The 11,757-nt window shown below is 74.4% G+C and carries 11 protein-coding genes; 9 read left to right on the top strand and 2 right to left on the bottom strand.

Annotated features, from left to right (window positions below; all coding sequences use genetic code 11):
- Window positions 1-27: 27 nt before the first annotated feature.
- Together ABZ495_RS21325 and ABZ495_RS21330 are read right to left on the bottom strand one after the other, a co-directional pair.
- On the bottom strand, window positions 28-435 hold the full coding sequence (locus tag ABZ495_RS21325) for a multidrug efflux SMR transporter (protein WP_329488842.1): 408 nt from the start codon (window positions 433-435) through the stop codon (window positions 28-30).
- Window positions 389-919, bottom strand: a complete 531-nt coding sequence (locus ABZ495_RS21330; protein WP_329488841.1) for a TetR/AcrR family transcriptional regulator — start codon at window positions 917-919, stop codon at window positions 389-391. The genes ABZ495_RS21325 and ABZ495_RS21330 overlap by 47 nt, the downstream gene beginning before the upstream one ends.
- 604 nt (window positions 920-1,523) lie before the next feature.
- Between ABZ495_RS21330 and ABZ495_RS21335 the strand changes: the two genes are divergently transcribed.
- The 9 genes from ABZ495_RS21335 to ABZ495_RS21375 all read left to right on the top strand — a co-directional run bounded on the left by ABZ495_RS21335 (window position 1,524) and on the right by ABZ495_RS21375 (window position 11,757).
- Entirely contained in the window at window positions 1,524-2,762 is a 1,239-nt protein-coding gene (locus ABZ495_RS21335) for an aminotransferase class I/II-fold pyridoxal phosphate-dependent enzyme (RefSeq protein WP_352294988.1), read from the top strand.
- Window positions 2,759-3,346, top strand: coding sequence for a hypothetical protein (locus ABZ495_RS21340; RefSeq protein ID WP_359837445.1), 588 nt, complete (start codon window positions 2,759-2,761; stop codon window positions 3,344-3,346). Before ABZ495_RS21335 ends, ABZ495_RS21340 begins: the two co-directional genes overlap by 4 nt.
- Window positions 3,343-4,281: a class I SAM-dependent methyltransferase gene (locus ABZ495_RS21345; RefSeq protein ID WP_359837447.1), complete on the top strand. Its 939-nt coding sequence runs from the start codon at window positions 3,343-3,345 to the stop codon at window positions 4,279-4,281. Before ABZ495_RS21340 ends, ABZ495_RS21345 begins: the two co-directional genes overlap by 4 nt.
- Window positions 4,278-6,827 (top strand): MMPL family transporter, encoded by a 2,550-nt coding sequence (locus ABZ495_RS21350; protein ID WP_359837449.1) that lies wholly within the window; start codon window positions 4,278-4,280, stop codon window positions 6,825-6,827. The genes ABZ495_RS21345 and ABZ495_RS21350 overlap by 4 nt, the downstream gene beginning before the upstream one ends.
- On the top strand, window positions 6,824-7,573 hold the full coding sequence (locus ABZ495_RS21355; protein ID WP_329488836.1) for a CPBP family intramembrane glutamic endopeptidase: 750 nt from the start codon (window positions 6,824-6,826) through the stop codon (window positions 7,571-7,573). The genes ABZ495_RS21350 and ABZ495_RS21355 overlap by 4 nt, the downstream gene beginning before the upstream one ends.
- Before the next feature lie 119 nt (window positions 7,574-7,692).
- Entirely contained in the window at window positions 7,693-8,646 is a 954-nt protein-coding gene (locus tag ABZ495_RS21360; protein WP_359837451.1) for a PfkB family carbohydrate kinase, read from the top strand.
- 86 nt (window positions 8,647-8,732) lie between these two features.
- Complete coding sequence (locus tag ABZ495_RS21365; RefSeq protein ID WP_329488834.1) at window positions 8,733-9,200, top strand: VOC family protein; 468 nt, start codon at window positions 8,733-8,735, stop codon at window positions 9,198-9,200.
- A 31-nt stretch (window positions 9,201-9,231) separates the two neighbouring features.
- Complete coding sequence (locus ABZ495_RS21370) at window positions 9,232-10,155, top strand: pyridoxamine 5'-phosphate oxidase family protein (RefSeq protein WP_359805868.1); 924 nt, start codon at window positions 9,232-9,234, stop codon at window positions 10,153-10,155.
- A 252-nt stretch (window positions 10,156-10,407) separates the two neighbouring features.
- Complete coding sequence (locus ABZ495_RS21375) at window positions 10,408-11,757, top strand: peptidoglycan-binding protein (RefSeq protein WP_359805871.1); 1,350 nt, start codon at window positions 10,408-10,410, stop codon at window positions 11,755-11,757.

Genomic DNA, 11,757 nt, shown 5'->3' on the forward strand with positions numbered 1-11,757 from the left:
CGCCGGGCGGCGCCCCGAATCAGGAGCTCACTCGTGGCTCAGCCCGCCGCCGAGGTACATCACCGCGACCCCGCCGACCACCAGCACGGCCCCGATCAGCGAGGCCGGTTTGACCGGCTCGCCGAACACGACCGCGCCGCCGACCAGCGCCCCGACCGTGCCGAGCCCGGACCAGACGGCGTACACCGGGCCCACGTTCAACGACTTCAGCGCCTGGGCCAGCAGCACGAACGCGGCGACGTAGCCGATCGCGACCACCACGCTGGGCGCGAGCCTGGTCAGTCCGTGCGAGGCCCGCAGGGCCAGTGTCGCCGTCACCTCGGCCGCGATGGCCGCTCCCACCAGCAGGTACGCCGTCATGTCCGTCCCCCGTCTCGTTTCGGATGACCTAGCTTCTGCCGCCGGCGAGGTCGACCAGCAGCTTGCGCAACTCACGGTGCAGCCCGTCGTGCGGCGGGCTGAGGTCGAGCAGGCGGGCCGACCACCAGCCGTCCACGGCCATCCGCACGAGGGTGGCCACGGCCGGGTCCAGGCCGTCCTCGACGAGCCGCCGCTGCCAGCGCTCGTAGCGGGACCGCAGCACGTCGAGCAGTTCCGGACCGCCGGCCGCGGCGAGCAGCGCCACCGGCACCTGGTCCGCCCCGCTGGTGTCCCCGGCCGGTGACTCCTCCGGGATGCTCGCCTCCAACCAGGCGAGCGCGAAGGCGCCGGGAGGCGCCTGCGGCCCGGGCAGTACGGCTTCGAACCGGTCCGCCAGCCGCTCGACGACCCCCTGGACGAGCGCCCGCTTGTTGGGGAAGTGGTGCAGCAGCCCACCCTTGCTGACGCCGGCCTCGACGGCCACCGCGTCCAGCCGCACCGCGTCCAGACCTCCCCGCACCAGCAGCCGCTCGACAGCGTCGAGCAGATGATCACGCACCGTTCCGTCCCTCTCTCCGTGTCACGGACCGTCCAGACGGTCGGCGCCCACCCTAGCAGAACCGATGTGACTCGCCGGTAATTCCAAGTGGCCCGAAAGAGACGGGTGTTGACAGCCCGGAATGGAGCGTGCTTACGTTTCCTCGGCCGAAAACAGGCGAGATCCCGGGGATCGCCGCCCGGCCACCTCAAGATTCATGCGCACGATGATCGAAGAAGCGGCGCCGGGATTTTTCTCCGCGCCAGGGGGAACGCTGTTCGACATCCACGGGGGATCATGCGAGACATACGGATTCGACGATGTCCGCGCAGGCCGGCAGCCCACGAGCACTAGCTGACAACACGTCAACAAGGCTGAGGCGTCGGCTGTTCGCGCCGCGTCAACACACCGCCAGCTCATCCGCCATGCCCGGTCGTGCTTCGACGACCACGCCCGGGGCCGCTGCGCAACGACGCGCACCGCCCCGGGGCAGGCTTCCGCACGGCCCCGTCCGATGCGGCCGGCCCGGCCATGCCCAAGCGGCGGGTATTCCGTTCAAACCAGGGTCAAAATTCGCGTGAACCGATGCGTCGAATACGCCGATCATCGAATTCGAGGGAATCTGGTGGACATTTTCTCCAAGGTATCCGACTACCGTGCTGCCCGGGATGCCATGGCGGCGGGGATCTATCCCTACTTCCTCCCGCTCACCGGCCACGAAGGCACCACGGTCACCCTGGGTGACCGTGAGCTGGTGATGTGCGGCTCCAACAACTATCTGGGTCTGACCTCCGATCCCCGGGTCAGAAAGGCGGCCGCCGACGCGCTCGACCGGTACGGCCCGTCCTGCACCGGATCCCGCTTCCTCAACGGGAACCTCGACCTGCACGACCAGTTGGAGAGCGAACTCGCCGACTTCTACGGCAAGCCCGCGGCGGCCGTGCTCTCCACGGGCTACCAGGCCAACCTCGGCACGATCAGCGCCCTGGCCGGCCGCGGCGACGTCGTCTTCGCCGACCGCGACGCGCACGCCTCCATCGTCGACGGCTGCCTGCTCAGCGGCGCCAAGCACCGGCGCTTCCGGCACAACGACGCCCGCGCGCTGGACCGCGGCCTGGCCGCCGTCCCGGCCCAGGCCGGCAAGCTGGTCGTGGTCGACGGCGTCTACTCGATGGAGGGCGACCTCTGCGCCCTGCCGGAGATCGTCGAGGTCTGCGAGCGCCACGGGGCCCGGCTGATCGTCGACGACGCGCACGGCCTCGGCGTCCTCGACCAGGGCCGGGGCACCTGCTCCCACTTCGGCCTCACCGACCGGGTCGACCTCATCACGGTCACCTTCAGCAAGTCCCTGGCCTCGCTCGGCGGAGCCGTCGTCGGCGACGACGACGTCATCCACTACATCAAGCACCACGCCCGCAGCCTGATCTTCAGCGCCTCCGCGACCCCGGCCAGCATGGCCGCCGCGCTGACCGCGCTGCGGATCCTGCGCGAGGAGCCCTGGCGCCCCGAGCGGGCCCAGCAGAACGCCGACCACCTGCGGGCCGGCCTGCTCTCCCTCGGCATCAGCCCGGGTGAGAGCAGCACCCCGGTGATCCCGCTGCGCACCCGCGGGGTCGTCGACACCCTGCTGCTCTGGCGCCGGCTCATCGACAAGGGCGTCTACACCAACCCGGTGGTGCCGCCGGCCGCCTCGCCCCGACTGCGGCTCAGCCTGATGGCCACCCACACCACCGAGCACCTGAACCGGGTGCTGGACGCGCTCAGCGACGAGACGGCCATGTTCCTGCGCGACGGCGAGCCGGACGCCACCGACGAGCTGGCCGAGCTCGCGGAGCTCGCCGACTCGTCCGCCGCGCGGCCGTGAACCGGACGCCGGACCCCGCACGGGGCAGCCGGGCGGGCGCACCGGGCGGCCCGCCGGCCGGCCCCCCGACGATCGCCGCGCTGGCCGGCGGCGCGGCCGGTGCCGTCCTCGGCGCCGGCCTGCCTCCGGCCGGCGGCGGCGCGCCCGACTGGCCCTGGTGCGCCGCCGCCGCGATCGGCGCCGCGCTCACCCTGACGGCCGCCCTGCCGCGGCGCCGGACCGCGGCCGCCCTGCTGCCGGGCCCGCCCCACCGGGCCCCGGCGGCCGGCCTGCTGCTGCTCGGCGCCGCCCTGCCCGCCTCGGCCACCACCGCGAGCCCCGTCCTCGCGGCCGCGGTCACCGCCGTCGCCGCACTGACCGTCGCGGTGGCGCTCGGCCCGGACCGCCCCGCCGCCCGGGCACCCGTGGTGGCCCCGGCGGTGTTCGCCCTGGTCGCGGGCGTCGCCGCCGGGGCCACCGCCCCCTCGGTGTCCGCCGGCGTCCTCGGCACCCTGGCCGGCCTGGCCGGCCTCCTGCTCCTCGCCTGCGCGGCACCGGCCTCGCAGCCCTCGGAATCCGACCACATCAGAAGGAGCCAGCCATGAGTCGCCTCGGACTCGCCGCGCGTGCCCTGCGCCTCACCCTGAGCCGCACCCACGCCGACACCACGCCCGACTACGACGCCGCGAGTTCCAGCTACGACAGCTACTTCAGCCCGGTGATGGGGGTGCACTCGGTCGCCGCGCTGAACGAGGTAAAGATCCGCCCGGGCGATGACGTCATCGAACTCGCCTGTGGCACCGGGCACCTGACCCACGAGATCGTCCGCCGGCTGGAGGGCCGCGGCTCGGTGCACGCGGTGGACAAGTCCCCCGGCATGCTGGCCGTGGCGCAGGCCAAGATCCTCCCCGACACCCTGCGCGCGCCGGAGCTCGACGTCTCCCTCCAGGAGGGCGACATGGAGGAGTTCCTGCGCCCCCGCCCGACCGCCTCGGCGGACCTCGTGGTGGTCGGCTGGGCGATCTGCTACAGCAAGCCGGTCAAGCTGCTGGAGCAGATCAGGAGAGTCCTGCGGCCCGGCGGCCGGGTGGTGGTGATCGAGACCCGCGGCGACGCGCTCAAGACCCTGATCACCCAGCTGGAGAAGGTCTTCGCCGCGGACCCGTCGCTGCTCACCGGTCTGGTCCGGGTGAACCTGCCGAAGGACGCCGCCACGGTGGCCCGCTGGTTCACCAAGGCCGGCCTGACCGTCGACGTCCAGCGCGACGGCCACCAGGTACTGCCCGCCGACACCCCGGAGGCGGCCCTGGAGTGGGTCCAGCGCTCCGGCGCGGCGGCCGGCTTCAAGGACGCGGTCGACCACCGCCGCGAGGACCACGCGCTGGAGCTGATCCGCGCCGGCCTGGCCGAACACGTGGCCAGGAACGGCACGCTGGAGCTGCGGCACACCTTCGCGGTGGTCACCGGCACCAGCCCCAGCACCCCCTCGGCCGGCACCGGCCCGGGCGGGCGCCACCGCGAGGGAGTCGGCACCGCATGACCACGACCGTCACCCCCGCACCACCGGAGACCACCCACGGCGCGGTGCAACGCCGCCTGCTGCGCCTCGCCGGGGTGCTCACCGCCCGCCCGAAGACCGTGCTCGCCGTCTGGGCCGTGGTCATCGCGGTCTGCTTCCCGTTCGCCTCGCAGCTGAACGACGTCCTGACCAAACAGGGCGCCTCCAAGGTCGTCCCGGGCACCAGCAGTGCCCGGGCCGACCAGCTCGTCGAGCAGTCATTCCCCGACCGCTCGCAGCGCGAGTCGATCGTCGCGATCGGCGCCCCGGACGTCCGGGGCGAGCAACTGCGCAAGCTGCTGGCCGAGCTGGACGGCCGGATCGCCGGGAAGGAGCGCACCGGCGAGGTCCGGCAGTCCGTCTCGGCGTACACCCTCTACCGGGACTCCACCACCGAGTACCTGCGCCAACTGCGCACCCAGGTGGACCGCGACCTCACCGCCGCGGCGGCCGGCACCTCCCCGGAGGCCCGCCGGCAGGCGGTGGACGCGGCGGTGGCGGCCGGCCAGGTCCCGGCCGGCCTCGCCGACCTGGCCCAGCGGGGGGTGGCCGCCGACGACGCGGCGCTGCCCGGTCTCGCCGCGGGCTTCGCGGCCGCCACCGACTGGCGCTCCTTCCCGGTGCCGGTGCCCGCCGACGCCGTGAACCGCCTGCTCGCCGAGGACGGCCGGGCGGCCCTGGTGACGGTCAGCTTCGCCAAACAGGCCGGGCACGATCCGGACGTGGACTGGCTGCGCTCGGCCATCGACGGCTCGCTGCGCGCCGTCGGCGCCGGCCCGGACGTCGACGCCCACGTGACCGGCGAGCTCGCCCTGATCAAGGACACCTACAAGAAGGCCGAGGACGACAACGCCCTGATGGAGACGGTCGCCTACGCGATCATCTTCGTGGTGCTGCTGCTGTTCTTCCGCGCCGTGGTGCCCGCCGTGCTGACCGTGGCCGCGATCGGGCTGGCCATGACGGTCAGCCAGGCGGCGCTGTTCGCGCTCGGCCACGGCGTGACGCTCACCCAGTTCACCATCACGATCATGAACTTCGTGATGCTGGGCGCGGGCGTCGACTACAGCATGCTGCTCTCCTCGCGCTACCGGCAGGAACGGCTGGCCGGCCGCCCGCCGAAGGAGGCGGCGGTGCACGCCACCGCGCACGCGGGCGAGTCCATGCTGCTCGCGGCGGTGGCCGTGGTCCTCGCCTTCGGGGCCACCCTGCTCTCCCCGGTGGACTGGATCCCGCCGCTCGGCTACGGCGGGCTGATCGGCATCCCGATCGTGCTGCTCGCCGCGCTCACCCTGACGCCGGCCCTGCTGGTGCTGCTCGGCGACCGGTTCTTCGCGCTCGGCTGGCGCCCGCTGAGCGATCTGGAGCACGAGAGCGCCCTGGGCCGGCACCTGGCCAGGGCCGCCGACCTGGCGCGTCGCCGCAAGGTGGCGATCGTGCTGGTGTTCGCCGTGATCACGGTGCCGTTCGCGGTGATCACCGCCCAGCACCGCTCGACCGCCGACCCGGTGGCGCTCAGCCCGGCCACCGACTCCAAGGCCGGCTTCGAGCTGGTCGCCGAGAAGTGGGGCGACGCGACCGTGCTGCCCACCCTGGTGGTCACCCGGCCGGCCGCCGGCGTGGTCGACCCGGCCACCCACCGGCTCACCGCGAGCGGCCTCGGCTCGGTGACGGCGCTCACCGACCGACTGGCCGCCGTTCCGGGCGTCGCCCGGGTCTCCGCGGTGACCAGGCCGTTCGGCAGCCCGCTGCCGGACGACCAGGTCGACGCGCTGACCGCGGACGTACGGCGGGACTACCTGGCCGACGACGGCGCGCTGCGGATCGTGGTCGAACTCGCCGACCCGCCCTACTCCGAGGCCGCGGTCGCCACCGTGGACCGGATCCAGGACGTCACCGAGGGCGCGAAGGACGTCGGGGCGCTCCAGGTCGGCGGCGCCACCCAGGTCGACCGCCAGTACGGCAACGCGCTCAACTCCAGCTTCTGGCAGATGATCGGGCTGGTCTCGGTCGGCGTGTTCGTGATGCTGGTGGTGGCCCTGCGCTCGCTGCTGATCCCGGTCCGGCTGATCCTCACGATCATGATGAGCAACGTCTGGGCGATCGGCATCACCGTGCTGATCTTCCACTTCTGGCTCGACCGGGCGATCATCGACGACCTGCCGATCTTCCTCACCGTCCTGATGATGGGGCTCGGCATGGACTACGAGATCTTCCTGGTCACCCGGGTCCGCGACCTGGTGCGCGGCGGGGCCGACCAGGAGAGCGCCACCATCGGCGCGGTGGTCGACACCGGCCGGGTGATCAACGCGGCGGGCCTGGTGATGGCCGGCAGCCTCGGCACGATGGTGCTCTCCTCCACGGTGATGCTCCAGGAGTACGGCGCCGGCCTCGGCCTGGCCGTCCTGCTGGACGCCACCCTGATCCGGATGCTCTTCGTCCCGGCCACGCTGCTGCTGTTCCGCCGCTACAACTGGTGGCTCCCCTCGCTGCGCCGCGCCCCCGTGGTGGCGGAGGTGGGCCCGCGATGACCGCGAACCGTCCGGTGGCGGCGCCCGCGCCCCCCGAGCCCGCCGCCACCGGACGGGCTCGCACCCTGCACCGCCTGCGCGACCGCCACCGCGCCACGCCCGTCGCCTCGGCCGCGCTGCTGTTCGCGGTGCTGGCCTCGGTCCGGATCGCCGGAGCGTTCGCGATCCCGCTGATGGTCCTGTCGGTGGGCCTGAGCGCGCTGGTCCTGACCGTGCTGGACCGGCCGGACCGCGCCGCCGCCGGGCTGCGCCGCTTCCGGTTCGGGCCCGCGGCGGCCGGTACCGCCCTGGTGGTGCTCGCCTACGCCGACACCGTCTTCGCCACCCGCGCCGCCTTCGGGCGGGGCGGGGGCAACTGGACGTCGCTGATCCCAGAGCTGTTCCGGCAGCTGGCACCGGGCGCCCCGGTGGTCGCGGGCCTGGCCATGGTGGTCTGCATGGGCGTCCTGGTGCCGCTGGTCGAGGAGGTCTGCTACCGGGGCGTGCTGTACCACGCGGTGGAGCGCGGCCGGGGCCCGGTGGTGGCGATCGCCGCCACCTCGGCCGCCTGGGCGCTGGTCCACCTCGGCGACTACGGCCTCAACCCGTTCGACACCCGGGTGATCACCGGGGTCCTGCCGTCCGTCTTCACCATGGGCCTCGCACTCGGCGTCTGCCGCGCCTGGACGGGCTCGGCGCTGGCCAGCGCCGTCGCCCAGGGCACCGCCAACCTGCTGCTCCTCGGCTGGGTCCTCTGGGCCCTCTAGGGCTTGGCCGACGAGCGCCGGACCGGCCCGTCCCGCCGTCGTCGCCCACCCCCCTCCGCTCCGCTCCGGCCGCTCCGGCCACGTCACTCCGGACCCTCCACGGTGAGGCAGGTACCCCCATGAGAATCGCGGTCACCGGCCCGATCGTCATCGACAACCTGATGACCTTCCCCGGCCGTTTCACCCACCAGTTGCTGCCCGCCCAGCTCAAGCACCTGTCGCTCTCCTTCCTGGTCGACGACCTGGAGGTGCGCTACGGCGGCGTGGCCGCCAACGTCGCCTACGGGCTCGGCCGCCTCGGCCGCCGGCCGCTGCTGCTGGGCGCGGCCGGCCGGGACTTCGGCGACTACCGGGAGCGGCTGACCGAGGCCGGGGTGGACACCTCCCTGGTCCGGGTCTCGACCGAGCTGGCCACCGCCCGCTACACCAGCACCACCGACGCCGACCGCAACCGGATCACCTCCTTCCACCCCGGGGCGCTGGCCGAAGACGTCAGCCCGGGCCCGCCGGGCTGGACGGAGGGCGTCGGGCTGGTCTTCCTCGGCCCCGCCGCGGCGGAGGTGATGGCCGCCCGCGCCGCCGAGTGCCGGCGCCTCGGCCTGCCGTACCTGGTGGACGTGGCCGGCCGGACGGAGGAACTGGGCACGGCCGGCGCCGAGGCCGTGCTGACCGGCGCCGACTGCTTGGTCACCAACCGGCGCGAGCGCGGCCTGCTGCTGGAGCACACCGGGTGGACCGCCGAGGAGGTGCTGCGGCGGGTCGGCAGCTGGGTCACCACCCTCGGCCCGGAGGGCGTCTGGATCGACTACTCGGACGAGCCCTCGCTGGCTGTCCCGGCCGCCCCGATCTCCCGGCTGCCGGACGGCGCCGGCGCGGGCGGCGCGTTCCGGGCGGGCTTCCTGGCGGGCCGGGCCGACGGCCTGCCGGACGACGCCTCGGCCCGGATCGGCTGCTTGCTGGCGGCGTACGCGCTGGAGTCGGCCGGCAGCCAGGACTACCTGTTCACCGCCGAGGCCTTCCAGGACCGGCTCGCCGAGACCTACCTAACCACTACCGATGCCAGTACTGGTTGACGGAACATCAGGCTAACCACTACCGTCTCTTGTACAGGTTAGGGAGCGGGCGCCTCCGGGCGCCCCGGCCACGGGAGTGATCAGCCATGTCCAGCACCGCCACCAGCACCCTGCAGACCGGCCACATCGGCCTGAACGTCACCGACCTCGACCGCTCGACGGCGTTCTACCGCAGCGTCCTCGGCCTGGAGCTGGTGAAGGAGGGCACCGACCCCGAGCGCCGCTTCGCCTTCCTCGGCCGCGACGGCCGGCTGGTGATCACCCTCTGGCAGCAGAGCGCGGGCGCCTTCGCCACCGCGGCGCCCGGCCTGCACCACCTCTCCTTCCAGGTCGACAGCCTGGACGAGGTCCGCGCGGCCGAGCGGCTGCTGCGCGAGCTGGGCGCCGGGTTCGCCCACGACGGCGTCGTCCCGCACAGCGAGGGCGCGGCCTCCGGCGGGATCTTCTTCACCGACCCGGACGGCATCCGGCTGGAGATCTTCACCCCGCAGGGCGTGGACGCGACCGGCGCCACCGCCCCCACCGGCACGGCCCCCACCTGCGGGTTCTTCTAGGCCCGCCCGACCGGATCGGGAGGCAGCCGCCATGACGGACAGCAGCAGCACGCCGTACCACCCGGGCGAGCGCGCGGTGCAGGCCCGGGCCGGCCGCACCGAGCGGGCCGACCACTCGGGCCGCGCGATCGGCCGCACCATCCCGGCCGTGGCCGCCCGCTTCCTGGCGGAGCGGCGGGTGCTGGTGGTCGGCGCCGCCGACGCCGCCGGCCGGCTATGGGCGACCCAGCTCACCGGCGGCCCCGGCTTCCTGCGCGCACCCGACGAGCGGACCCTCGCGGTGGCGGCCCGGCCCGCCGCCGAGGACCCGCTGGCCGCCGTCCTCGCCGGGCCCGCCGAGGTCGGCACCATCGCCCTGGACCCGGCCGGCCGGCGGCGGATGCGGCTCAACGGCCGCTCCGCGCCGGACGGCCGCGGCGGCCTGGTGATCACCGCCGACCAGGTCTACGCCAACTGCCCCAAGTACATCCAGCGCCGCAGCCCGCTGGAGCAGCCGTCGGCCGGCGTCCCGCACGTGGTGGCCGCCGGCGCGGTGCTCTCCACCGCCCAGCGGCTGGCCGCGGCCACCGCCGACACCTTCTTCATCGCCACCGCCGGTCCGGACGGCCGGGTGGACGCCTCGCACCGGGGCGGCAACCCCGGCTTCCTGCGCGCCGTCGGCCCGGACCGGCTGCGCTGGCCCGAGTACGCCGGCAACAGCATGTTCATGACGCTGGGCAACCTGGAACTCGACCCGCGCGCCGGACTGCTGCTGCCCGACTTCGAGACCGGCGGGGCGCTGCTGATCACCGGTGAGGCCCGGACCGACTGGTCCGACGCGGCGGCGGCCGGTCTGCCGGGGGCCGAGCGGGTGGTCGACCTCACCGTCACCGGCGTCGTCGAACTGGCCGACGCCACCCCGCTGACCTGGACCGGCCCCGAGTACTCCCCGGCCAACCCGCCCGCCGCCGCCTGACCGCCGCCGGGCGGCCCGCACCCGTCCGGCCACCACCGCCGGGAGCTGACCGCCCGTCGGAGCGGCCGCCGTGCCACCGCCAGCCGTTCCCCCGCGCCACGCCCGGACCGCCGACCCTCCGTCACCCGGGCGGCGCACCCCGCCGCGCCGAGCACCCGTCCGGTTTGGGAGTTTGGTCGGACAGCACGCGATACCGGCCTGGGCACGTCCCTCCTGTCGTGCCATCAGGACTGACCGGGAAAGAGGCGGAGAATGACCCCCACCGAGCAATCGGCCCCGTTGCTGGAATTCGACGAGGTCGAACCGGACGAGGACTGCATATGCGGCGGCTGCCGGGCCCGCAGCCGGGCCCGGCGGCACGCCGCGCCGGTGCACGAGGGCGGGCACGCCGCGGCCCGGAGCGTCCGCCGCCGCGCCGCCGTCCTGGTGGCCGCGGTCGGCACCGCCCTGGGCGGCGGGGCGGCCGGGGCCGCGGCGGCCCCCGCGCCGACCCCCGGGGGCGCCAGCGCCGCCCAGCCGCCGACCACCCCGCAGGGCGGGGTGAGCGGCCTCTACGGCGAGGAGCCGGGCGCCCGTTCCCCCGCCGCCCCGCGGGCCACTGCGGAGCCGCTCACCAGGGCCGCGATCGTCGAGCGGGCGCAGAGCTGGCTCGCCCAGAAGGTCCCGTACAGCATGAGCCGCTTCTGGTCCGACGGCTACCGCCAGGACTGCTCCGGCTTCGTCTCGATGGCCTGGGGCCTGGACAGCAGTCAGACCACCTGGACACTGCCCGACTTCGCCGACCGGATCACCAAGGCGGACCTCCAGCCCGGCGACATCCTGATCTACAACAACCCGGCCAACCCCCAGGCCGGCTCGCACGTGACCCTCTTCGGCGGCTGGACGGACTCCTCCCGCACCCGCTACCTGGCGTACGAGCAGACCTCCCCCGGCACCACCCGGCGGGACACCCCGTACGCCTACTGGAGCAACTCCGCCTCGTACCTCCCGTACCGCGCCAAGGCGCTCTCCACCACCGGCAGCAGCAACGACGGCGCCGCCTCCGCGTCGACCGCCTTCCCGGGCGCCGACAAGTTCGGCCCCGGGGCGAACAACGCCCACGTCACCGAGCTCGGCCGGATGCTGGTCGAGCGCGGTGGCGGCCGGTTCTACACCGAGGGCCCCGGCCCGCGCTGGGGCGAGGCCGACCGGAAGGCCACCGAGGCCTTCCAGCTCGCCCAGGGCTGGCGCGGCAGCGAGGCCGACGGCCTGCCCGGCAAGGACACCTGGAACTACCTGGTCGCCCACAAGGGCCGCGACATCCCCGCCGCCGCCACCCGGCTCCCCCCGCCCCCGGTCACCCCCGGCGGCGACACCGCGGTGCCCGCCTTCCCGGGCGGCGACCGGTTCGCCCCGGGCGCCGACAACGCGTCCGTGACGCGGCTCGGCGAGCAGCTGGTCCGCAGGGGCTTCGGCCGGTTCTACACCGAGGGCCCCGGCCCGCGCTGGGGCGAGGCCGACCGGCTGGCCGTCCAGGCCTTCCAGCTCGCCCAGGGGTGGAGCGGCGCCGAGGCGGACGGCTACCCCGGGCCGGACACCTGGCACCGGCTGTTCGCGCCGTAG

Origin of the sequence: Kitasatospora sp. NPDC005748 (assembly GCF_040630735.1) — a bacterium.
Classification (GTDB): domain Bacteria; phylum Actinomycetota; class Actinomycetes; order Streptomycetales; family Streptomycetaceae; genus Kitasatospora.